Origin of the sequence: Streptomyces alboniger (assembly GCF_008704395.1) — a bacterium.
Taxonomy (GTDB): Bacteria; Actinomycetota; Actinomycetes; order Streptomycetales; family Streptomycetaceae; genus Streptomyces; species Streptomyces alboniger.
Genome location: NZ_CP023695.1, coordinates 7,520,119 through 7,541,102, shown reverse-complemented (window position 1 = coordinate 7,541,102; position 20,984 = coordinate 7,520,119). Strand labels below are relative to the sequence as shown.

Sequence of the window (20,984 nt, the reverse complement as noted above, 5' to 3'; positions counted from 1 at the left end):
TTCCTGCGAGCCGCCGCCCGGTGCCGCCAACAGGCCCCCGACCAGCCTTGATCTCCTCGAACGCGCTCGTGCGATGCTGGGTCACGCGCCCGGAGGACACCGAGAGAGCAATGGGGAGTACGGCATCGCGATGGCAGTGGCACGAAGGACAGCGAAGGGCGTCTGGGACCGGTTCTCGGCATCCGATCCGGGACTCCTGCGCCTCATGGCGGGGCTGCGCACGGTCGGGGCGATCCTCCTCGCCCTGGCCGTGCTCGCCCTCGTCGGCACCTCGGTGACGCATCTGGTCGCGGGCGCGATGGCGGCGATGGTCGCCACGTTCGCGATCCAGGAGAAGGAGGTGCGCGGCCAGGCGATCACACTGGCGCTCGGCCTGCCCGTCGCGCTCGCCGCGATATCCCTGGGAGCGCTGCTCAACTCCCGGGTGATCGCCGGTGACATCTTCTTCGTGATGCTGATCTTCGGGGCGGTGTACTCGCGCCGGTTCGGCGACCGGGGCACCGCGCTCGGCCTGATCGGCTTCCAGGTCTACTTCGTGTCGCTCTTCGTGAACGCGTCCGTCTCCGCCCTGCCGGAGCTGTACCTGACCCTGGTGATCGCCTTCGCGTGCAGTGCCGTCGCGCGGTTCGCCCTCGTACCGGAGACTCCCGAACGCACCCTGGCGCGGCTGCGCGAGGCGTTCCGCGCCCGGCTCGCCCAGCTCATCGCCCATCAGACCGACCTGCTCGACGCCGACGCCGAGGACGTGGACAAGGTCCTCGTCGACCTGCGGCGGAGCACCGCCCGGCTGCACGAGGCCGCGCTGATGATCCAGGGCCGCCTCGAAGAGGGCACCAGCGACGCGTCGGCCGCGGCACTGCTGCAACGCAGGGTCGCCGACGCCGAGATCGCCGCCGAACGCCTGGGCGTGCTGCTGCTCAACGCCCGCAGTGCCGAGCGCGTGGAGACGCTCACGCTGCACCTGCCGAACGCGTCCGCGTCCATGCCGCCCCGCGCTCGGATCGCCCAGGACGCGGGCACGGCACTGCGCAGGGATCTGCGCGCCCTGCACCTGCTCGTGGTGCGCCTGGCGCCCGACGAGCGCGGCACGGCTCTCCCCTACGTACGCAACAGGCTGCTCGGCTACCGCGAGGAGCAGGGCCTCCCCCAGGGCTCGCCCGCGATCCAGGACTGTTTCCGCGCGGTCGGCGAGGCGGCACGCGCCATCCTGGGTCTGCGGCTGGCGGTGGACGGTTCGCGGGACGAGGAGTACGACACCCCGGAAGCCGCCCGTTCCCGCGAGGAGTTCGAGGCGGAGGAGATCTCCATCGCGGGAGAGGCGGCGGAGGCTGCCGATGACGAGCCGACCGGGCTGCGGCGCCCCACCACCAGGGCGGCCGTGCAGGTGTCGGTGGGCTCGGCGCTGGCCATCGTCGGCGGCGAGTTCCTGTCCACGCAGCGCTGGTACTGGGCCGTGCTGACCTGCTGGGTCGTCTTCCTCAACACCGCGTCCACCGGAGAGATCCTGGTCAAGGGCTACCGCCGGCTGCTCGGCACGGTACTCGGTGTGGTGGCCGGTGTGGCGCTGGCCGGCGCCGTCGGCAACCATACGTGGATCGCGTTCGCCCTGGTCCTGCTCTGCGTCTTCGGGATGTTCTTCACCGCGCCCCTGTCGTACGCGCTGATGTCGTTCTTCGTCACGGCGATGCTGGGCCTGCTCTACACGCTGCTCAACACCTACAGCCTCGACGTCCTTGTGCTGCGCGTGGAGGAGACGGCGCTCGGCGCGGCCTGCGGGATCATCGCGGCGGTCCTCGTGCTGCCGGTGCGGACGTCACACCGTACGGACGAGGAACTGGGCACCGTCCTCGCGCGCCTTCGGGACGTCGTCTCGGCAGCGGTGGCGCAGCTCAGTGGCGGGCCCGCGGTCGATCTCGTGGACCTGGCGCGGGACTTGGACACGGCGCTGGACGCTCTGCGCAGCTCCACGAAGCCGTTGACCCATCCGATCGCTCCGCTGCGGGCGCGGCGGCAGAACGCCCGCTATGTGGTGGCGCTCCTGGAGACCTCCGCCTACCACGCGCGTTCCCTCGCGGCGACGGCCGAGTTGGTGCCCTCCAGCAAGAGTGTGGCGGCCGACGCGCGCCTTGCCCTCGCGGGGCGGCGCATCACGCACAACATCGATCTGATCGCCGCGCACGTGCGCGACGAGGAGACCGACGGCGAGATCGAGTCGGGTGCCAGCATCGCCTCGATGCTGGACAGCGGCCGCCACGAGGTGCTGCGCACCGGCTCGGTGACGTTCCGCGTACTGCGGCATCTCCAGCGCCTCGACGAGGGAATCGTCGGCCTGGCCCGCCCACTGGGCGTCCCGCTCGCGGTGCGGGAGGAGAAGGCGGCGGGGGCGCGGGGTGCGGGGAAGGGGCTCTGAGGCGCCCCGGGCGAGCCGGGGTTCCCCTTCACGGCCATGGTGCCGTGCTCCGGCCTGGCAGGGGGTTCGGTGCAGATCGGCCGACCCGCGCCGTCTGGGCCACCGCTCCCGAGGACCGGCGGGCTGACGATGTCCAGCAACCCGGCCCCTCGGCGTCGAACTGGATCTCACCAGCGCACTGGGTTGCTTCCGGCGACGCCGAGGGCCTGGCCCAACCCATCAGACTGCGGGCCCTGCCCCCACCGGCAGAACTCATCGGCCGCGCCTGAGCCGTCGGCGGACGAGCGCGATCAGGGAACGTCCTCCGCGGAAGCACCACAGGGCGATGACCGGGCGCCCCGCCTGGTTCAGCCCTCGATGGTGGCGAGCCAGCCGGTCAGCAGGCTGTTGACCTCGTCGGGGCGTTCCTGCTGAATCCAGTGGCCGCAGCCGTCCAGGAGGTGGGAGGCGGACAGGGCGGGGAGGGTGGTGGGGTAGGCGTCGATGGCGTCGGCCAGCCAGGTGGTGGAGGCGTCCAGCGCGCCGCCGACGAACAAGGCGGGCTGTGTGATCGGGGCGCCGCGGTGGGGAGCGAGGTCCTCCCAGTCGCGGTCCATGTTGCGGTAGCGGTTGAGGGCGCCGGTCAGGCCGGTGCGTTCGAACTCTCCGGCGTAGACGTCGAGGTCGTCCTCGGTCAGCCAGGCCGGGAGCGGGCCGGCGGGGAAACGGTCGCGCAGCTGACCTCCCAGGGAGACGAAGTGCGGGTCGGGCTCGCCCTCGGCCGGCATGGTGTCGGCGGACAGTGCCGTGTAGAAGCCCGCGAGCCAGCCCCGTACGTCGGGCTCGATCTCCGCCTCGGCGCGGCCGGGCTCCTGGAAGTAGGAGACGTAGAACTCCTGCTCGGGGCCGCCGATCCGGCCGAAGATGTCGGTGGGGCGGGGGCCGCCGGGCGGTGCGTACGGGACGCTCAGCAAGCCGACGGCGCGAAAGACCTCCGGGTGGAGGAGTGCGGAGGCGGCGGCGATGTTGGAGCCCCAGTCATGGCCGACGATCACCGCGCTCTCCTCACCGAGGGCGCGCACGACGGCGACGTTGTCCTCCACCAGGTCGAGCATTCGGTAGGCGTCGGTCGCGGCGGGCTTGGAGGAGCGACCGTAGCCGCGTACATCGATCGCCACTGCCCGGTACCCGGCCGCGGCGAGGGCCGGGAGCTGGCGGCGCCAGGAGTACCAGGACTCGGGGAAGCCGTGCACGAGCAGGACCAGTGGGCCGGCCCCCTGCTCGGCCACGTGCAGGCGCCCGGCAGGGGCCTGCACGGTGCGGGGGCGGAGCGCGGCGGTCGGCTCGGATGGCATGGGGCTTCTCCTCGGTTCGCGGGCGGCCGGGTTCCGATCGATCATGCGGCGCAACGGTCACTTGGCGCCATCGGCGTTGCCATTCGGGCAAGCTTGCAGGACAGCGAGGTGAAGCGGCACTGCGGAAAGGAACAGGGACGGTGGCGGGGGACGACGTGGCCCGGACACTGGCGGCGATGGGGGCCCGGCTGCGGGTCCTGCGCGAGCGGCGTGGCGTCACACTCGCCGATGTCAGCGGCGCGACCGGTATCTCGCCCAGTACGCTCTCGCGGATCGAGACCGGCCGGCGCAAGCCCACCCTGGAGGTGGTGTTGCAGTTGGCGAAGGAATACGGAGTCTCCCTGGACGAGTTGGCCGGCGCCGCCCCCGTCGCCCCCACCGCCCCCGCCACCGAGCGCCGCACCTCCGCGCTCCAGCGTTTCGGCGACGACAAGGCGGTGTTGCCACTGACCCGGTACGTCGGCGGCCTGCACGCCCACAAGCATGTCCTGCCTGCTGTCGAGGAGCCGCCCGGCCGGCCCCGGCAGGTGTCCCACGAGGGCTACGAGTGGCTGTGCGTCCTGTACGGGCGGCTGTGGCTCGCACTCGGTTATCAGGACCTCGTCCTGGCCGCCGGGGATGTCGCCGAGTTCGACACCCGCGTCCCTCACGGAGTCGCGAACGCCGGTTCCGACGGACCGGTCGAGTATCTGATCATGTTCGGGCCTCAGGGAGAACGTCTGCGGCCGCGCACCGCTCCAGCCCCTGGTGGCGGGACTGGCGACAGAAAGGCTGCCGAATGAGCCCGTGCGACAGGGCAACACCCGTACCGGCGTACCGGCAGGTGGCAGCTCGATGACGGCGCCCAGTCTGCTCGCGGTCTTCGCGCACCCCGACGACGAATCCCTGGCCGCCGGCGGCGTGCTCGCCCGGCACGCGGCGGGGGGCGCCCGTACCGCCGTCGTGACCGCGACCTGGGCCCCGGGCACGCGGCGTGCCGCGGAACTGGCGGAAGCGGTACGGATTCTCGGCTCGGGCGAGCCGCGCCTGCTCGGCTTCGCCGACGCGCGCGTGCCGGAATCGGCCCCGGGGGAGCCCCGGTTGTGCGACGCGCTGCTCGACGAGGCGGTGCGGCGGCTGGTGGCGCACGTCCGGGACGTCCGCCCGGAGATCGTGGTCACCCACGACGCCTACGGCGGGCTGAGCGGCCACCCCGACCACGTGCATACCCACCGGGTGACCGTGGTCGGCGCGCGCAAGGCGGTGCGCAGCGTCCCGGACGAGCAGGTCACCACGGCCATCGACGTCGGCCCCTGGCTGGACCGGAAGATCGCCGCCGTGCTGTCCCACCGCTCCGAGGTGGCACGCGGAGCCGTACCCGGCCTGATCGCGAGCCTCCCGCAGGCCGCCCGCGAACGGCTCCTGGCCACCGAGTGGTACATCCGGCACGGTCTCGCCCCCGCGCCCGGGCCGGAACTGGACTGAACCGCGGGGCGCCGCGTGTCGAGGGCCGCGGCGCCCCGCGGGGGCTCACCAGATCCGCACGCGCTCCGCCGGGTCCAGCCACAGGCCGTCGCCCTCGGCCGTGCCGAACGCCTCGTGGAACTCGTCGAGGTTGCGGACGATGTTGGCGCGGAACTCCGGCGGCGAGTGCGGGTCGATCGTGAGGTACTGCTGCTCCTGCTCCTTGCGGCGCTTGGTGCGCCAGCAGTAGGCCCAGTTCTTGAAGAGCCGCTGCGAGCCGGTGCCCTCCTCGCTCTCGGGCATCGGCGCCCCGTCGAGCGAGATGAGGTAGGCGGTGTGCCCGATGGTCAGGCCGCCGAGGTCGCCGATGTTCTCGCCGACCGTCAGCGAACCGTTGACGAACTCGCCGGGGAGGTTGCGGGGCGAGAAGGCGTCGTACTGCTTGATCAGGGCCTTCGACTTGGCCTCGAACGCGGTCTTGTCGGCGGCGGTCCACCAGTCGTTGAGGTTGCCCGCGCCGTCGTACTGCGCGCCCTGGTCGTCGAAGCCGTGGCCGATCTCGTGGCCGATGACCGCGCCGATGCCGCCGTAGTTCTCCGCCGGGTCGGCGTCGGGCGAGAAGAACGGCTTCTGGAGGATGCCCGCGGGGAAGCAGATCTCGTTGGTGCCCGGGTTGTAGTACGCGTTGACCGTCTGCGGCAGCATGAACCACTCGTCGCGGTCGACCGGCGAGCCGATCTTGGCCAGCTCCCGGTCCGTCTCGAACGCGGCCGCCGCCTGCGCGTTGCCGAGCAGATCGTCGGCGCTGACCCGGAGCGCGGAGTAGTCGCGGAAGGTGTCCGGGTAGCCGATCTTGGGGCGGAACGTGGCGAGCTTCTCGTACGCCCGTGCCTTCGTCTCGTCGGTCATCCAGTCCAGACGGGCGATCGACTGGCGGTAGGCCTCAAGGAGGTTGGCGACGAGGTCGTCCATCATCGCCTTGGACGACGGCGGGAAGTGCCGCGCCACGTACTCCTTGCCGACGGCCTCGCCCATGGCGCCCTCCACGAGGGAGACGGCGCGCTTCCAGCGGGCGCGCAGCTCGGGGGTGCCGTTGAGCGTACGGCCGTAGAACTCGAAGTTGTTCCGCACGAAGTCGTCCGTGAGGTACGGCGCGCAGGCGCGCAGCACGCGCGCGAGCGCCCAGTCCCGCCACTGCTCGATCGGCACCTCGGCGAGGACCGCGGAGAGGTGGGAGAGGTAGGACGGCTGGCGGACACAGGTCTCCGCGATGGTGGCGTCCGAGCCGCCGAGGCCCTCGACATAGCCGCGCCAGTCGAACTCCGGCGCCAGCGCGAGGAGTTCGTCGAGGGTCGTGAGGTTGTACGTCTTCAGTACGTCACGGGTCTCGGCGCGCTCCCAGTGGCCGGCGGCGAGCCGCGTCTCCAGCGCGAGCACGGTCTTCGCGGCGGCCTCGGGGGCGGCGTGCTTGCCGAGCGTGAGGAGTTCGGTGAGGTGGGCGACGTACTTCTCGCGGATCTCGGCGAACTTCTCGTCGCGGTAGTACGACTCGTCGGGCAGCCCGAGGCCGCCCTGGAGGATGTTGAAGAGGTAGCGGTCGGAGTCGCGGTCGTCCGAGTCGACGTACGAACCGAAGAGGCCCGAGCCGCCGATCCGCTCGAAGCGGCCGAGGAACGCCGCGAGCTCGCGGATGTCCCGCACTCCTGCGACCTCGTCGATCAGCGGCTGCGCGGGGGCGAGCCCGCGGGCGGCGATGGTCTCCTCGTCCATGAAGGAGGCGTACAGCGCGGCGATCTTGCGTGCCTCGTCGGCGGAGGCGCCCTCACCGTCCGGGGACTCGGCCAGATCCTGGATGATCTCCTTGACCTGCTGTTCGGCCGTATCGGCCAGCTGCACGAAGGGGCCCCAGCTGGAGCGGTCCTCGGGGATCTTCTCGGTGTCCAGCCAGTGGCCGTTGACGTGTCCGAAGAGGTCGTCCTGCGGGCGGATCTCGGGGTTCATGCCCGGGCGGGCGTCATCCAGAATGCTCATCCACGCACCCTACTGCGAGCCGTCGGCCCGGCACGAAGGCTTATGCCCCGTCGCGGGCGCCCGCGTGTCACCCCGCGCCAACTCGCGTGCAAACCATCCCAATAGGAGCGATAAAGTATCGCGTCAACCTCCGTACACCTGTCACACCAGGAGAGCTTCCGTGACCGTAGCCATCGCCCCGTCCGAGGCAGCCGTCCCGTCCGCCGACGCGGCGCGCCTGGTGGCCGAGGACGCCCGTGACTTCGGGGCCTACGCGCGTACCGGCGGCTGGGCCTTCGGCCTGAAGGTCGCCCGCAGCGTGCGCCCCGGCGGGCAGAGCGCCGGCGAGACGCCGAAGATCTCGGCCAAGGAGTTCGCGGAGCTGGCGGGCTGCTCGGCCGACCGCGTCATGCGCTACTACAAGGCGTGGGACAAGGCCGCCGACGACGGGCTCGTGCCGCACTTCGAGGCGCTCTCCCCCGGCATGGACGTGGAGCTGCCCGACGCGGACGTCTGGCTGTCGTACTACTCCTCCCGCTCCAGCGCCCTCACCCCGCGCGGCGACGCGATCTCGGAGGCCGCCGAGGCCGAGGGCATCCGGCCCACGAAGGCCTTGGAGGTCGCGGAGAACCCGACCGCGCTGCGTGCCGCCATCCTCGCCGACCCGGGCACCGCGGAGGCGGCGAGGAAGGCGCTGATGGACCGCCTGGAGGATGACCCGGCGCTCCGCACCGAGCTGGTCCGCGACATCGTCCGCGCCGACGACCTGAAGAAGGCCGTGGCCGCCGAGGCCAAAGCGGGCGACCGCGTCGACTACGTCCGCCAGATCGTGGAGAAGGGCCAGGTCAAGACGCCCGCGGGCCAGATGATCGACGCGCCCGCCGAGCTGCGCGAGGAGGCCGAGCGGCACCTGTCCCTCATCGACGAGCTGGACGACGGCGAGGAGTCCGGCGAGTGGGCGCGCGAGGCGTACGACACGGTGCGCGACCTGGTCGCGCAGACCGTCCAGAGCGACCCCGAGCTGCGCGTGCAGGAGCGGCGCGCGAAGTTCTACGGCAGCCTGCAAAAGGCGACGAAGGTGTTCGAGGAGCTGACGTTCGACGACATCGCGACCGTCGACGACATCCGCGACATCTACGAGGACGACATGCTGCGGCGCCTCGAAGACCTCCAGCAGGCCATCGCCGCGTGCATCTCGGCGCTCCAGTCGGCGACCGCGCCGCGGCAGGAGCCGGGCGCTTCCTGAAGTGGTGAGCCGGCCGCGGCCGTCAGCGGGTGAGCGTGATGCGGATCCCGACCGTGCCGTTCAGGCCGCGTCGCAGCCTGCTGCCGAGCAGTGTGAGGGAGCCGAGCGGCCCGTATTTGCGGGCGATGAGACGGCGGTAGCGCGCGGTCACCTCGGGCGGGCAGATCTCGGCGGTGGCGGGCACCTGCCCGCCCGTCGGGTTGCCCCGCAGATCGCAGGGGCCGACCATGACGTCCGCGCGGCGGCGGATCCGCTTCACCTTCCAGGAGTCCCCTGCCGTCCAGATCCCGAGCGCGTCACCGTCGGGGACGACCCAGACGGGGGTCGGCACGAGCGAGCCGTCCTTTCGATAGCTGCTGACCAGCAGATACTTTCCGGCGCCGAGCCGGGCCCGCAACGTGTCATCCATGCCGGGAGTCTAGAACCCCACCGAGACGTAACCGCTTATCCTGGTTACATGGCACCGTCCGCGTCCCCCGGCATCCCGATGCGCGCCCACAGCGGCGCCACCTACCGCTTCGACCCGGGCGCGCTCTGCCTGGAGCTGCTGACCACCGGCGGCCCCGGCGAGTTCCGCCGGTACGAGGTGCTGCACGCACCCGGTGACCTGGCCGCCTGGGCCGGCCGGTCGCGGCTGACGCCGACGCCCGACCTGGAGGTGAGCGACGCCGAGGTGGCGGACGCCCGGCGGCTGCGCGACGCGCTGTTCCGCGCGACGACGGCCCGCGCCCTCGATGAGACCTCCGACCCGGCCGACCTCGACGCCATCAACGAAGCGGCCGCGCGCCCGCCGCTCGTCCCCTCCGTGGGCCCGGACGGCGCACGCCGCTGGGCGGGAGCCGCCGACGGGACCGGGCTGCTCTCCACCGTCGCGCGCGACGGCGTCGACCTGCTGACGGGACCGTTCGCGCACCGCATCCGCAGATGCGCGTCCGACGACTGCTACCTGATCTACGTCGACACCTCCCGCCCCGGACGGCGCCGCTGGTGCTCGATGGAGCACTGCGGAAACCTCCACAAGGTACGGACGCTGCGCGCACGCCGCGCCGACGAAGGATGAGCGAGGCGGCGTCAGCGGTGCCTGCGGGCGGACCGGCTACCAGGTGCTCTCGTAGTACTTCACTCGTTCGTCCGCCGCGACGTATCGCATGCCGGCCGAGGCCATGACGCGCTGCGAGGCGACGTTGTCGAGGTCCGCGTCGCCCTTCACGCGGGTGACGCCCCGCTCGCGGGCCAGTCGGAGCAGTTCGCGCAGCGCCTCGACGGCGTACCCCTTGCCGCGGGCGGCGGGGATCAGGCCGTATCCGATCGTCACGGTGCCCTCGGCGTCCGGCGGCCGGTTGAAGCCGAGACTGCCGATCACCCGGCCGCTCTCGCGCTCGCGTATCTCGTAGTCCCCGAAGGGCTGCGGGTTGCCGGTCCGCGCGCAGTGGCCGAGGAAGTCGGTCGCCGACTCCACGTCTCCCTCGGTGGGGTACCCGGGCCCCCACCGCTCCTTTTCCCCGGGCGTGCCCGCCACCACGCGGCGTGCCTCTTCGACAGTCATCGGGTGCAGCACGAGCCGGGTCGTCACAAGATCTTCCATGCAGGTGGAAGTACCACGCAGAGCGGACCGGCCGCACACCATTTACCGCTCGGCGCACCCGGGCCGCACGTCCTCCAGAGCTTCGGCGAGCGCGGTGAAGAAGCGGGCGTGTTCCTGCGCGCTGGGCGGCAGTTCGGGGTTCCAGGGCAGGGCGCGGATGCCGCCGCCGAGGGCTTCGCCGAGGTCGGCGGCGTTGGAGCGTACGTCGGTGAGCACGAGGTCCGGCTCCAGCGCGGCCGCCTCGGCCCAGGTGGTCGTGGACCAGTTGGCTCCCTCTCCGGGTGCGGGGTCCACGACGCCTACGCCGAGTCCGGCGAGCGCGGCGAGGTCGGGCCAGGCGTAGGGCCTCGCCAGGTGGACGGAGTCGGGTCCCGCGGGTGAGAGGGCGAGCACACGCGGCCGTACGGATTGGCCCGCCGCGTCGGTCAACCTGCGCTCAGCCAAGGCGAGTTCAGCCTCCGCCTCGGGCCGCTCAGCGGCGCCGAGGCTGTGGGCGAGGGCGGTGAGGCGGTCCCGGATTCCGGCGAGGCTGCGGCCCCGGCCGACGTCGAGCACGGCGACGGGGACCCGCTCCTCCAGGTGCTTGGCGGTCTCCGGGTCAATGCCGTAGACCTGGCCGCCGCCGTAGGTGAGCGCGATGACCAGATCGGGCTCCGCGGCGAGGAGCGCTTCCAGGTCGAGCGCGGAGCCCGCTCCGAAGTAGGGGAGATCCGCCAGAGGGAGGCTGCCCGACTTGGCCGGATCCGGTACGGCGGGGTCGTCGTGCGCGGAGCCGAAGACACCGGCCGGGCGTATGCCGTGGTCGTGGAGTGCGGCGGCTGTCGGCACGTAGGCGACCAGCCGGGCCGGACGGTGTGGCGCCCTCACCAACTGGTCCCGGTCGTCGGTGAACTCCCAGTCCTGGACCGTGTCGTGTGCCATGCCGACTCCTCCCGCTCCGGTGCCGCGGCGCGGCCCGCCCCTGTCGTGACCTGTCGGCCCCTCACGGCCTGCGCCGGTTGCAGCCGCCTGCCCCACCCGCCGCACGGTCGTTTCGCCGTGGCCGTCCGGTGCTACCTGCCCGGGTGTACCGCGGCGTACACGGGAGCGGGCGTGCGGGCCTGCCTCGGTCCGCTCGACGTACGAGCGTGTACTTCTCCGCGGGGGAGTCGCTGGTGCCGGCAGCAACGGGCCAGCCGCGCAGCGAGCGGCCTGCACCCCCGTGCGGGGATGCAGGCCCGGACAGCCGCAGGTCTAGCGGCGGTCGTCCATGTCGTCCTGGATGTCATCGAACGACCGCTCGCCGCTCTGGCGGGTGTCATCGCCACGCTCCCGAAGCCGGTCCTGCTCGGTGCGGCCCCGCTGGGATGCCTCGTCCTGCTTGTTCCGCAGCTGCTCCTTGGCCTTCTGGGCCTTGTCCTGCATTTCGTCCTTGATGCCCATGAGAGTTCACTCCTCGGGGTGGGGGGTTGATCCTGGACGAGCCTGGCATGGGGAAGGGCTGACCAGCCGGTCATGTTGAGCCGTTCGGGTCCCACCCCCCCTGACCGTGCTCGCCGGACATGGGGCCCTACTGGGTGAACACGGCGCCCTCAAGGCAGTGTTGGCCCAACCGGAGAGCGGCCGCCGCGGCACGGGGGCTTCCTCGCATGCCGCACGGATCGCCGCCCGCCCAGGGTGATCACCGTATTAGAGTGGCCGCCACATGGCCGTCCCGCTGATCGCCGGGCGCGGGACAGCGGGGTTGGACGGGAGCCTCTCATGACCACCGCACTGATCATCGGCGATGTCCAGCGGGGCATCACGAGCGGCTACCCGTTCGCCAGGGAGGTCGTGCCCCCGCTCACCGAACTGATTCCGCGCGCTCGCGCGGCCGGGGTTCTCGTGGTCTTCGTGCACTTCGCCTTCCGGGACAACGGGTCCGACGTGCCACAGGGCAACGCGACGCTCAAGGCGTTCTACGAGTCCGGGGACGCCTTCCACGAGGGGTCGGCCGGGACGGAGATCGTGCTGCCGGTCGCCGACGAGGACGTCGTCGTACTGAAACGCCGGGCCAGCGCGTTCGCCGGCACGGACCTCGACCTCGTACTCCGGGCGCGCGGCGTCAGCAGCCTGGCGATCACCGGGGTCGCGACCAGCGCGATGGTGGCTGCGACGTGCTACGACGCGGCAGACCGTGGCTACGACATCACCGTGCTGCGTGACGGCTGCGCCGACGGCGACGCGGCGATCCACGACTTCTTCATGGACGCGGTCTTCCCCGCCCGGGGCTTCGAGGTCGTGCCCTGCGCAGGTTGGCCCGGGGGATAGCGGCGGCACCTCACGCTGGCGCTGCCCCCGGAGGTCGTCGGTCATCTCGACCGGCTGCGGGCGCTCGGTGTAGTTCCGGAGTGGATCGCACGCAAGCAGGAACAGCTCGCCGAGCCGCAGCTCATCAGCTGATGGGCAAGCTGGCGTTCGCCTCCGTGCTGCCCTCGGCCAGTTCCCTCAGGGAGCGCTGGTGTTCCGCCGAGTTGGAACGCCAGGCCGGGGCCCGGGGAACGAATTACCTCCGCAGCCAGTGGCCCGCCGCGCTCATCCACGTGGTGAGGAGGTCCTTGTCTCCCAGGACTTCGATGCCGTCCGCGAGGGTCGGAGCGCGGCGCTGGTAGAGGAGGAGCAGGAGGTCCGTGAGAGGGCCGCGTACCGCTGTGGCCGCCTTCTTGTGGGTGTGGCTCACGGAGATGGGGGCCTCGGTCAGGTCGATGAACCACTCCCCCGGACTCGGACCCGGCCCCCCGGGCGCATCAGCGGCGTCGGTAGCGTGGAAGTGCAGCGTGCGGCCGGGGCCGAGCAGCGCGCGGTGCGTGGCCTCCGACTCGTACGCCTGCGGCAGAGTGCTGAACTCCAGCCACTCGTCGAGGCCGTCGAGCGCGACGTCGGCGCCCAGGGTGTACGCCCCGCCGGCCGCTGCGGTCGCGTCGAAGCGGTGGACGACCGTCTCGTACGTCATGCGGCGGGCCCAGAAGAGCGGGGTGCCGCCCGGGGCCGGGGTCCAGACCCTGGCGTCCGGTCCCGCGTCGCGCAGCGTGTCCACGAACCGGGCGGTGCTCTTCGTGAGCCAGGCGGTGAGCGTCGCGATGTCGTCGTCCGCGTCGGGCGTGACCTCGTTCACCTGATCGTCCGGGACGGGCCCGGTGGCCCGGGTCCGCACGATCGTCTCGGCCCAGCTGTGTGTCCCGCCGACGTGACGCAGCAGGTGGGCCAGGGTCCACCCGGGGCATCCCGGGACGGGCGCGGCGGCGTCCGCGCCATCGAGGGCAGAGACCAACTGGGCGGTCTGGTCGGCGATTCGGCTGACGTAGCGGTCGTACACCGCGCTGGGGTTCGGACGCGTCATACCGTCACGGTAGACCACGGGACGCCAGCCGCGAGCAGTGAGCGATGCGCTGGCTACGACCGTTCACGCCTACGCCGACGCCGCCAGGAACTGGGTCGCCGCCAGTTCCCCGTACAACGGGTCCGCCGCCACCAGTTCGGCATGCGTGCCGACCGCCCGTACCTTTCCCGCGTCCATCACCACGATGCGGTCCGCCAGCGTCACCGTCGACAGGCGGTGCGCCACCACCAGGACCGTGACCTCGCGGGACACCTCCGCCACGACATCACGCAGCGCCAGCTCGTTGACCGCGTCCAGTTGCGAGGTCGCCTCGTCGAGCAGGAGCAGCCGGGGTTTTCTGAGCAGGGCCCTGGCGATCGCCACCCGCTGTCGCTCGCCACCGGACAGTTTGGAGCCACGGTGGCCGACCACCGTGTCCAACCCCTCGGGCAGGCGCTCGATCACACCGTCGAGGCGAGCCCGCACGAGAACGTCGCGCACCTCGGCGTCGGTGGCGTCGGGCGCCGCGAAGAGCAGGTTCTCGCGGACGGTGCCCGCGAGGACGGGCGCGTCCTGTTCCACGTAACCGATGGTGGCCCGGAGTTCGGCCAGCGGCCACTCCCGTACGTCCTTGCCGTCGACCAGGATCCGCCCGCCCGTCGCCTCGTAGAACCGCTCGATGAGGCCGAAGACGGTCGTCTTCCCCGCGCCGGACGGGCCGACGAAGGCGGTCATGCCGGGGCCCGGCACCTCGAAGCTCACGCCGTGGTGGACGTACGGGAGTTCGTCGCGGTAGCGGAAGGTCACGTCGTCGAAGACCACAGACGCCGGGCCGGCCGCCCTCGCGGCGGCCTCCCTTCCCGGGTCCTCAGAAGCCCCGCTCTCCCCCGCCGCCGCCTCCGTCTGTTCCGCCGCCTCCGTCTGCTCCGTTTCCAGCCGCTCCGCCTGCACGATCCGCGCGATCGCCGCCGAGCCCACCTGGTACTGCGACGCCGCCTCGACCAGGCGCGACACCGGTTCGGTCAAGTAGAAGAGGTAGAGCAGGAAGGCCACCAGGGTCGAAACGGAGATCGCGCCGGACGCGACCCGCGCGCCACCGATCCCGAGCACCGCCAGGAACGACACCTGAACGGCGAGGCCGACCGAACTCCCCGCCACCGCCTGCCACTTCGCCGACCGCACCCCGTGTCGCCACGCCTCACGCGCGGCCTCCTGGACCACCTCGGTCTCGCGCCGCTCGGCGCCGGATGCCTTGACCGTGCGGAAGGCGCCGAACGCCCGTTCCAGCGCGGTCGAGATCGTGCCCACCGCCTCCTGGGCGCGCCGGGTCGCCTGCGCGATCTTCGGCATGGCCACGGACGCCGCACCGCCGATCAGCACGATCACCCCGACCGTGACGCCGAGCAGGACCGGATCCATCAGCCCCATCATCGCGATCGTCGCGAGGAAGGTGAGGCTCCCGGAGACCGCCGACACCACGGACTGGGTCGTCACGGCCCGCAGCAGCGTGGTGTCCGAGGTGATCCGGGACATGAGGTCACCTGGCTGGGTCCGCTCCACCTCCGTGAGGCGCAGCCGCAGCAGCCGCCCGATCAGGGTGCGCCGGGCGGCGAGCACCACGGACTCGGCGGTGCGCTCCAGGACGTACGAGCCGATCGCCTCGATCGCGGTCCCGAGGATCACGAGCGCGCTGAGGAGCACCAGGACGCCGGCAATGGAGTCGTCGCCGCCGAGCCGCTCCACGAGCGACTTGGCCGCCAGCGGCTGGGCCAGCGCGGTCATCGATCCCGTCAGGGTGAGCACCGCGCCGACGGCCACGGCGGCGCGGTGCGGGCGGAAGTGGCGGTACAGAGCGCGCCAGGTCTCCTTGGCGGGCAGCCGCTCGGGTTCGGGCGTGTCTTTGGAGGTTCTGACGGCCTCAGCGGGGGTGGGGGCTGCATCGGTCACATCTGGCAGGACGCGTCCGGGCGTGATCCACCTGACGCGGGACGGGTGAGGTTTCGTACCGTCCGGGCCTACTCGTCGTGGATGTCCGCGGCGCACAGCTCCGCGAGGTCGGCGATCTTGCGGCCTATCGCATGCTGAAGCGCCTCGATGGACTCCCGGGAAGCGGTGGAGGGCGCTTCGTCGATCCAGTCGTCGATCTTCAGGAGTACGGCGGTCACTGCCGCCATCAGCTCGTATCCCTCCGTGCGGATTCGCCGGGGGGCTTCGAGTTCGACGCGGGTGTACGCCTCCCTGACCTCGTGGATGACCTGACGAAGCTCGACTGCCGACGGGAGTGAGGGCGTCGGGTTCCAGCGGAGGCCGCGAGTGGTCGCTGTGGCCAGGTCGTACGCCGAACGCACTTGGGCGAGATAGCCGGCGTAGGTCTCGCGCCGGACCTGCCTGAGCCATTGTTCGTGCGCTCCCGCCACCTGGCGGTCCGCTTGGTAACGGGCGCCGCGGAAGGCGACAAGGGCCGCGCCCCAGGCTCCTCCCGCGCCGATGACACTGCCGCCGAGTGCGCCGATGAGCCCTGCGAGTGCCGCGTCCACATCGAGGATTCTCACCCTCCGGGACCGTCGGCGTCCGGGGATCCCGGTCACGGGGCCCGGGTTACCGGGTCCGGCCGGTGAGGGGCCTTTCCCGCCTGGGCAGCGGGCCGGCCGGGCTCGCGCAGGATCCCGGCCGCGCACGCGGCGGCGACGCAGAACGCCACCGGCAGCAGGAACGTGAGGTTGAGCGGCATGAAGTGCGTCAGCGGTCCGATGACCGCAGGTCCAGCGAGCATGCCGAGGTAGCCGAGTCCCGCGACGCGGGAGACATTGGCCCCGGCGGCGTCCTTGTCCGTATGGCCCGCGGCGCTGAAGAGCTGTGGGATGCAACCGGAGAGGCCCGCGCCGAACACGGTCCAGCCGAGCAGGGCCGCCGGAACCCAGGGGGACAGCGCCGCCACGGTCAGGCCGACCGCCGCCACGGTCGCGCCGTGGCGCAGGATCGCCACCGGGCCGAGGCGGGCGGCCACCCGGTCGGCGAGGAGGCGGCCGATCGTCATGGCGGTGGCGAAGGCACCGTAGGCGAGAGCGGCGGTGGCGGCCGGTGCGTCCAGGACGTCGCGCAGGTGCAGCACGCTCCAGTCGTTGGCGACGCCTTCACAGAGCATGAGCATCAGCGCGAGCGCGGCAAGTGCCCAGATGCGCCTGGGCGTTCGCCGCGGGGACGCCGCCGTGGTGCCGGAGGCCTCCGGGCCGCCGGCCCCGGTTTCCGCGGCGACGGCTTCCGGGACGACGGCTTCCGCGGCCCCGCCTTCCGCGACACCACCTTCCGTACGAGCGGCCGGCTCCCCCCGCAGCAGTGCGGGAGCGCACAGCGCGGCGGCCACCAGACCGAGCAGCGCCACCGCGCCGAGGGTCGCCGCAGGGCTCCAGCCCCAGCTGAGCGTGCGGGCGCCGACCAGCGCGGCGAGGACACCGCCGATGGAGAACGTGGCGTGGAAGGCGGACATGACGGGTCGTCGGTAGCCGCGTTCCACGTGGACGGCGTGGGCGTTCATGCCGACGTCCAGACAGCCGTTGCCGAGGCCGAGGGCCAGCAGGGCGGCCCCCAGCGTCCAGACGTTCGTGGCGAGACCCGGTAGGACCACGGCCGCGCTGCACAGGGCGGCGCTGACCGGCACGACGACGCGGGCGCCGAGGCGGTCAGTGAGGGGGCCGACGACCTGCATGCCGACGAAGGCGCCCGCGCCGAGCAGCAGCAGGAGCCAGCCGAGGACGGCGTGGCTGATCCCTGCGCGGTCCTCGACCGCGGGGATGTGGACGATCCACATGCCCATGAGGAAGCCGTTCAAAGTGAAGTAGGCGAAGGTGGCCAGCCGTCCGGCCCGCAGTGTTCTTTCCATGCCTCGAACATAACGAACATTATAGATGTTCGAAAGCTTGATTTACGAACACTGGAGATGTTCAAATGTCCTCGTGCCCCATATCAGCAGAGCCAGTACGAACAGGGATCGACTGCGGCAGATCACCGAGGCCGTCCGCGAGGCGGGCCGGGTCGGCGTCGCGGAGCTCGCCGAACTCACCGGCGCCTCCGAGATGACCATCCGGCGCGATCTGGAGGCCCTGGCCGACCAGGGCGTCCTGGAGCGCTACCGCGGCGGTGCGCGCAGTCTGCTGCTGCGGGGCGAGGAGCCTCCCTTCGCACTGCGGGAGCAGGAGGGCCTGGAGGTCAAGCGCCGTATCGCCGCCGAGGTGGCCGGACTCATCGCCGACGGGGAGTCCGTCGTCGTGGACAGCGGCACGACATGCCTGGAGGTCGCCCGCGCGCTCGAACACCGTCGGCTGACCGTGATGCCGCTCTCCCTGCACGCCGTGCACGCTCTCTCCGCAGCGCACCAGGTGACGCTGCTCGTCCCCGGCGGGCAGCCGCGCCCCGGCGAGCTGGCGCTCACCGGCCAGCTGACCACGGCCTCGCTGGCCGCGCTGCGGTTCGACACGGCCGTCATCGGGTGCTGCGGACTGAGCGCGGCGGACGGCCTGACCGCCTACGACCTGGACGACGCCGCCGTGAAGCGCGCCGCGATCGCCTCGGCCCGCCGCGTCATCGCCGTCGCGGACGCCGCCAAGCTCTCCCGGACCGCCCTCGCCTTCGTCACGCCCGCCGCCGCCCTGCACGCCGTCGTCACCGACGACGCCGCGGCCGATGAGGAGACCGACGCGCTGGCCGCGGCGGGCGTGACCGTACGGAAGGTATGACCCCATGACCAGCCGCCCCATGACCGACCTCACGACCAGCCCTACGACCGACCCCGCGACCGCCGCCGGGGCCGGCCCCGCGCACGACATCCTGCTCTTCGACATGTTCGGCGTCATCGCGCGCCACCAGTCCGAGGACGGCAGGGCGCGCCTGGCCGCCACCGCGGGCGTGCCCGACTCTCTTTTCTGGGACGCCTATTGGGGGTCGCGACAGCCGTACGACCGTGGCGACATCGCGGGTCCCGCCTACTGGCGGCAGGTGGCCGACGCCCTCGGCGCCGACTTCGGGCCCGCCCGGATCGCGCGGCTCATCGAGGCCGACATCGCCAGTTGGAGCGCCGTCGACGACAGCATGGTCGCGCTGATCGAGGAGCTGGCGGCGGCGGGCAGGCCCATCGCGCTGCTCTCCAACATCCCCGAGGAGCTGGCCGCCCACTACGAAGAGCGGCACACCTGGCTGAGGCACTTCCGGGTGCGCGCCTTCTCCTGCCGCATCGGCCACGCCAAGCCCGAGCCGGGCGCCTACCGCTGGTGCCTTGCGGCCCTGGGCACCGAACCGGAGCGGGTGCTCTTCATCGACGACCGCGGGGACAACATCACCGCAGCCGAGGCGAGCGGCGTGCGCGGCCACCTCTTCACGACCCCCGCCCGGCTGCGGGACGCGCTGCGCCTCAGCGCGTGATCGCGCCCAGCAGCGCCTTGGCGCACAGGTCCCGCACCTGTGCGCGCGTCAGCTCCGGTTCGGCCAGCCACTCCAGGCATACGGCGATCATGAAGGCGAGCCAGCCCCGTACCGCGAGGCACAGCGCGGGCGGTTCCTGGATGAGGTCCGCGGCGTCCGGGTCGGCGGCCAGGGCCGCGAGGATCTGCCGCTCCTGGGCGGCAAGGCTCCTCCAGTAGACCTCGCGGACCAGCGGGTCGCCCGCTGCCTCGGCCCGGTGGAAGGCGCGGAAGCCCTGCGCGTGGCTCTCCACATAGCCGAGGAACGCGTCGAGTCCGGCACTGATCTGCTCGCTCACCGGCAGGCCCGGCACCGCCGCCGTCAGGCGCAGCATGCGCTCGCTCTCGCGCTGCACGACGGCGGCGAAGAAGTCCCGTTTGGTCGGGAAGTAGTGGTAGAGGAGGCCGCGCGAGACGCCCGCGATCTCCGCCACCCGCTCGATCCACACATCGTCGTACGGCTTCTGTGCGAACAGTCGCGCCCCGACCGAGAGCAGCTGCTCACGCCGCTCCTCGGTGCTCATCCTGCGGCGCGTGCGCTCCGTTGGGTCCACGGCCATGCAGGCACCTTACTTGACGTGAATTCAATAGCGGGCCCAGACTGGGGACTCTTATTGAACTCACGTCCAACAGGCCTCAACGGGCCTGCCGCGCAAGGGAGATGGGCACATGGCGCAGACGACGCGGTCCGCGGCCGGGCAGCCGGAGTCACCCGCCCCGCCGCCCAAGGGCTTCCGCAGCGCCGAGCTGGGCTGGCCCGAACTGCACCGGATACCGCACCCGCCGCGCCGCCTCCCGTTCCTCGGCGACGTCCTGGGCGCCCACGCCCGGACGCCGTTGCAGGACTCGATGCGGGTGGGGCGCAGGCTGGGGCCGATCTTCCGGCGCAAGGCGTTCGGCAAGGAGTTCGTCTTCGTATGGGGCGCCGAGCTGGCCGCCGACCTCGCGGACGAGGCACGCTTCGCCAAGCACGTGGGCCTCGGGGTGGCCAACCTCCGTCCGGTCGCGGGCGACGGCCTCTTCACGGCGTACAACCACGAACCCAACTGGCAGCTGGCGCACGACATCCTCGCCCCCGGCTTCAGCCGCGAGGCGATGGCGGGCTACCACCCGCTGATGCTGGACGTGGCACGACAGCTGACCGCGCGGTGGGACGAGCGGGAGGCGGCGGGCCGGGCCGTGGACGTGCCGGGCGACATGACGAAGCTGACCCTGGAGACGATCGCCCGTACCGGCTTCGGGCACGACTTCGGCTCCTTCGAGCGGTCGGCGCCGCACCCGTTCGTGAGTGCCATGGTCGGCACGCTCTCCTTCGCCCAGCGCCGCAACGTCGTCCCGCCGCCGCTGGCGCCCGTACTGCTGTGGAGCGCCGACCGGCGCAACGACGCCGACATGGCCTACCTCAACCGCACCGTCGACGCGGTGGTCGCCGCGCGCCGCGCCGCCTCGGCCACGGGCGGCCACGGGGATCTGCTCGACCGCATGCTGGAGGTGGCCCACCCGGAGACCGGGGAGCGGCTGTCTCCGGAGAACATCCGCCGACAGGTCATCACGTTCCTGGTCGCGGGGCACGAGACGACCTCCGGGGCACTCTCCTTCGCACTGCACTACCTGTCGCGCTCCCCGGACGTACTCGCCCGCGCGCGGGCCGAGGTCGACGAGGTGTGGGGAACCGAGGAGGAACCCGCGTACGAGCAGGTGGCCAAGTTGCGCTATGTGCGCCGGGTGCTCGACGAGTCGCTGCGGCTGTGGCCCACCGCTCCGGGGTTCGCCCGCGAGGCCCGCGAGGACACCGTGCTCGGGGGCGTGCACCCGATGCGGCGGGGTGCGTGGGCGCTGGTCCTCGCGACGATGCTGCACCGCGATCCGGCCGCGTGGGGCGAGCGGCCCGAGGAGTTCGACCCCGACCGGTTCACCCCTTCGGCGGTACGCGCCAGGCCCGCCCATGTCTTCAAGCCGTTCGGCACGGGCGCACGGGCCTGCATCGGGCGTCAGTTCGCGCTGCACGAGGCCACGTTGGTGCTCGGTCTGCTGCTGCGCCGCTACGACCTGCATCCCGATCCCGGCTACCGGCTGCGCGTCGCCGAGCGTCTGACCCTCATGCCGGACGGTCTCACTCTGCGGCTCACCCGCCGCTCACCGGCCGCGTAGGGACGCCATTGTCAG

20 protein-coding genes are annotated in these 20,984 nt (G+C 72.0%); 9 read left to right on the top strand and 11 right to left on the bottom strand.

Annotation, left to right across the window (positions count from 1 at the left end):
* The first annotated feature begins 130 nt into the window (after nt 1-130).
* Entirely contained in the window at nt 131-2,410 is a 2,280-nt protein-coding gene (locus CP975_RS33010) for an FUSC family protein (protein WP_246201712.1), read from the top strand.
* Between the two features lie 347 nt (nt 2,411-2,757).
* Here the strand turns inward: CP975_RS33010 and CP975_RS33005 are convergent, their stop codons facing one another.
* The gene (locus tag CP975_RS33005) at nt 2,758-3,744 is read right to left on the bottom strand and encodes an alpha/beta fold hydrolase (RefSeq protein ID WP_150477655.1); all 987 of its coding nucleotides are present in this window, start codon (nt 3,742-3,744) and stop codon (nt 2,758-2,760) included.
* A 140-nt stretch (nt 3,745-3,884) separates the two neighbouring features.
* On the opposite strand from CP975_RS33005, the gene CP975_RS33000 reads away from it, so the two are divergent.
* Both CP975_RS33000 and CP975_RS32995 read left to right on the top strand, forming a co-directional pair.
* The gene (locus CP975_RS33000; protein ID WP_055534437.1) at nt 3,885-4,526 is read left to right on the top strand and encodes a helix-turn-helix domain-containing protein; all 642 of its coding nucleotides are present in this window, start codon (nt 3,885-3,887) and stop codon (nt 4,524-4,526) included.
* Nucleotides 4,527-4,578: 52 nt separating this feature from the next.
* Nucleotides 4,579-5,208: a PIG-L deacetylase family protein gene (locus CP975_RS32995; RefSeq protein WP_055534436.1), complete on the top strand. Its 630-nt coding sequence runs from the start codon at nt 4,579-4,581 to the stop codon at nt 5,206-5,208.
* A gap of 45 nt (nt 5,209-5,253) precedes the next feature.
* On the opposite strand, the gene CP975_RS32990 is transcribed toward CP975_RS32995, so the two are convergent.
* Nucleotides 5,254-7,218 (bottom strand): M13 family metallopeptidase, encoded by a 1,965-nt coding sequence (locus tag CP975_RS32990; protein ID WP_055534434.1) that lies wholly within the window; start codon nt 7,216-7,218, stop codon nt 5,254-5,256.
* A 160-nt stretch (nt 7,219-7,378) separates the two neighbouring features.
* Here CP975_RS32990 and CP975_RS32985 point away from each other — a divergent pair, with 160 nt between their 5' ends.
* Nucleotides 7,379-8,443 (top strand): hypothetical protein, encoded by a 1,065-nt coding sequence (locus CP975_RS32985; RefSeq protein WP_055534432.1) that lies wholly within the window; start codon nt 7,379-7,381, stop codon nt 8,441-8,443.
* Between the two features lie 22 nt (nt 8,444-8,465).
* Here CP975_RS32985 and CP975_RS32980 read toward each other — a convergent pair whose 3' ends face one another.
* Nucleotides 8,466-8,852, bottom strand: a complete 387-nt coding sequence (locus CP975_RS32980) for a PPOX class F420-dependent oxidoreductase (protein ID WP_055534430.1) — start codon at nt 8,850-8,852, stop codon at nt 8,466-8,468.
* 48 nt (nt 8,853-8,900) lie between these two features.
* Here CP975_RS32980 and CP975_RS32975 point away from each other — a divergent pair, with 48 nt between their 5' ends.
* Nucleotides 8,901-9,503: a CGNR zinc finger domain-containing protein gene (locus CP975_RS32975; protein WP_055534428.1), complete on the top strand. Its 603-nt coding sequence runs from the start codon at nt 8,901-8,903 to the stop codon at nt 9,501-9,503.
* A gap of 36 nt (nt 9,504-9,539) precedes the next feature.
* Here the strand turns inward: CP975_RS32975 and CP975_RS32970 are convergent, their stop codons facing one another.
* The 3 genes from CP975_RS32970 to CP975_RS32960 all read right to left on the bottom strand — a co-directional run bounded on the left by CP975_RS32970 (nt 9,540) and on the right by CP975_RS32960 (nt 11,450).
* Nucleotides 9,540-10,028 carry a GNAT family N-acetyltransferase gene (locus tag CP975_RS32970; RefSeq protein WP_055534451.1) on the bottom strand — a complete coding sequence of 163 codons (489 nt, stop codon included), beginning with the start codon at nt 10,026-10,028 and terminating at the stop codon, nt 9,540-9,542.
* Nucleotides 10,029-10,070: 42 nt separating this feature from the next.
* On the bottom strand, nt 10,071-10,949 hold the full coding sequence (locus CP975_RS32965) for an ABC transporter substrate-binding protein (RefSeq protein WP_055534423.1): 879 nt from the start codon (nt 10,947-10,949) through the stop codon (nt 10,071-10,073).
* A 312-nt stretch (nt 10,950-11,261) separates the two neighbouring features.
* Complete coding sequence (locus CP975_RS32960) at nt 11,262-11,450, bottom strand: hypothetical protein (protein ID WP_030775878.1); 189 nt, start codon at nt 11,448-11,450, stop codon at nt 11,262-11,264.
* 318 nt (nt 11,451-11,768) lie between these two features.
* Between CP975_RS32960 and CP975_RS32955 the strand changes: the two genes are divergently transcribed.
* Nucleotides 11,769-12,317 (top strand): cysteine hydrolase family protein, encoded by a 549-nt coding sequence (locus tag CP975_RS32955; protein WP_055534420.1) that lies wholly within the window; start codon nt 11,769-11,771, stop codon nt 12,315-12,317.
* 235 nt (nt 12,318-12,552) lie between these two features.
* Here CP975_RS32955 and CP975_RS32945 read toward each other — a convergent pair whose 3' ends face one another.
* The 4 genes from CP975_RS32945 to CP975_RS32930 form a co-directional block, all read right to left on the bottom strand.
* Nucleotides 12,553-13,386 carry a maleylpyruvate isomerase N-terminal domain-containing protein gene (locus CP975_RS32945; protein ID WP_055534418.1) on the bottom strand — a complete coding sequence of 278 codons (834 nt, stop codon included), beginning with the start codon at nt 13,384-13,386 and terminating at the stop codon, nt 12,553-12,555.
* 69 nt (nt 13,387-13,455) lie between these two features.
* Nucleotides 13,456-15,243, bottom strand: coding sequence for an ABC transporter ATP-binding protein (locus CP975_RS32940; protein ID WP_055534449.1), 1,788 nt, complete (start codon nt 15,241-15,243; stop codon nt 13,456-13,458).
* A gap of 137 nt (nt 15,244-15,380) precedes the next feature.
* The gene (locus CP975_RS32935; RefSeq protein WP_055534416.1) at nt 15,381-15,902 is read right to left on the bottom strand and encodes a hypothetical protein; all 522 of its coding nucleotides are present in this window, start codon (nt 15,900-15,902) and stop codon (nt 15,381-15,383) included.
* A 47-nt stretch (nt 15,903-15,949) separates the two neighbouring features.
* Nucleotides 15,950-17,245: an MFS transporter gene (locus CP975_RS32930; RefSeq protein ID WP_055534414.1), complete on the bottom strand. Its 1,296-nt coding sequence runs from the start codon at nt 17,243-17,245 to the stop codon at nt 15,950-15,952.
* A gap of 73 nt (nt 17,246-17,318) precedes the next feature.
* Between CP975_RS32930 and CP975_RS32925 the strand changes: the two genes are divergently transcribed.
* A complete protein-coding gene (locus CP975_RS32925; protein ID WP_246201711.1) occupies nt 17,319-18,098 on the top strand; it encodes a DeoR/GlpR family DNA-binding transcription regulator in 780 nt (259 codons plus the stop codon).
* 4 nt (nt 18,099-18,102) lie between these two features.
* Nucleotides 18,103-18,780, top strand: coding sequence for an HAD family hydrolase (locus CP975_RS32920; protein ID WP_246201710.1), 678 nt, complete (start codon nt 18,103-18,105; stop codon nt 18,778-18,780).
* Here CP975_RS32920 and CP975_RS32915 read toward each other — a convergent pair.
* Nucleotides 18,770-19,378, bottom strand: a complete 609-nt coding sequence (locus CP975_RS32915) for a TetR/AcrR family transcriptional regulator (RefSeq protein WP_055534412.1) — start codon at nt 19,376-19,378, stop codon at nt 18,770-18,772. The two genes, CP975_RS32920 and CP975_RS32915, sit on opposite strands and share 11 nt — an antisense overlap.
* A gap of 109 nt (nt 19,379-19,487) precedes the next feature.
* Between CP975_RS32915 and CP975_RS32910 the strand changes: the two genes are divergently transcribed.
* Nucleotides 19,488-20,969, top strand: a complete 1,482-nt coding sequence (locus CP975_RS32910) for a cytochrome P450 (RefSeq protein ID WP_055534410.1) — start codon at nt 19,488-19,490, stop codon at nt 20,967-20,969.
* Nucleotides 20,970-20,984 lie beyond the last annotated feature (15 nt).

What these genes read in the sequence shown, in the direction of transcription:
- CP975_RS33010 (WP_246201712.1), top strand. Translation starts at nt 131, where the DNA reads ATGGCAGTGGCACGAAGGACAGCGAAGGGCGTCTGGGACCGGTTCTCG.
- CP975_RS33005 (WP_150477655.1), bottom strand. Translation starts at nt 3,744, where the DNA reads ATGCCATCCGAGCCGACCGCCGCGCTCCGCCCCCGCACCGTGCAGGCC.
- CP975_RS32995 (WP_055534436.1), top strand. Translation starts at nt 4,579, where the DNA reads ATGACGGCGCCCAGTCTGCTCGCGGTCTTCGCGCACCCCGACGACGAA.
- CP975_RS32990 (WP_055534434.1), bottom strand. Translation starts at nt 7,218, where the DNA reads ATGAGCATTCTGGATGACGCCCGCCCGGGCATGAACCCCGAGATCCGC.
- CP975_RS32980 (WP_055534430.1), bottom strand. Translation starts at nt 8,852, where the DNA reads ATGGATGACACGTTGCGGGCCCGGCTCGGCGCCGGAAAGTATCTGCTG.
- CP975_RS32975 (WP_055534428.1), top strand. Translation starts at nt 8,901, where the DNA reads ATGGCACCGTCCGCGTCCCCCGGCATCCCGATGCGCGCCCACAGCGGC.
- CP975_RS32970 (WP_055534451.1), bottom strand. Translation starts at nt 10,028, where the DNA reads ATGGAAGATCTTGTGACGACCCGGCTCGTGCTGCACCCGATGACTGTC.
- CP975_RS32965 (WP_055534423.1), bottom strand. Translation starts at nt 10,949, where the DNA reads ATGGCACACGACACGGTCCAGGACTGGGAGTTCACCGACGACCGGGAC.
- CP975_RS32960 (WP_030775878.1), bottom strand. Translation starts at nt 11,450, where the DNA reads ATGGGCATCAAGGACGAAATGCAGGACAAGGCCCAGAAGGCCAAGGAG.
- CP975_RS32955 (WP_055534420.1), top strand. Translation starts at nt 11,769, where the DNA reads ATGACCACCGCACTGATCATCGGCGATGTCCAGCGGGGCATCACGAGC.
- CP975_RS32945 (WP_055534418.1), bottom strand. Translation starts at nt 13,386, where the DNA reads ATGACGCGTCCGAACCCCAGCGCGGTGTACGACCGCTACGTCAGCCGA.
- CP975_RS32930 (WP_055534414.1), bottom strand. Translation starts at nt 17,245, where the DNA reads ATGGAAAGAACACTGCGGGCCGGACGGCTGGCCACCTTCGCCTACTTC.
- CP975_RS32920 (WP_246201710.1), top strand. Translation starts at nt 18,103, where the DNA reads ATGACCAGCCGCCCCATGACCGACCTCACGACCAGCCCTACGACCGAC.
- CP975_RS32915 (WP_055534412.1), bottom strand. Translation starts at nt 19,378, where the DNA reads ATGGCCGTGGACCCAACGGAGCGCACGCGCCGCAGGATGAGCACCGAG.
- CP975_RS32910 (WP_055534410.1), top strand. Translation starts at nt 19,488, where the DNA reads ATGGCGCAGACGACGCGGTCCGCGGCCGGGCAGCCGGAGTCACCCGCC.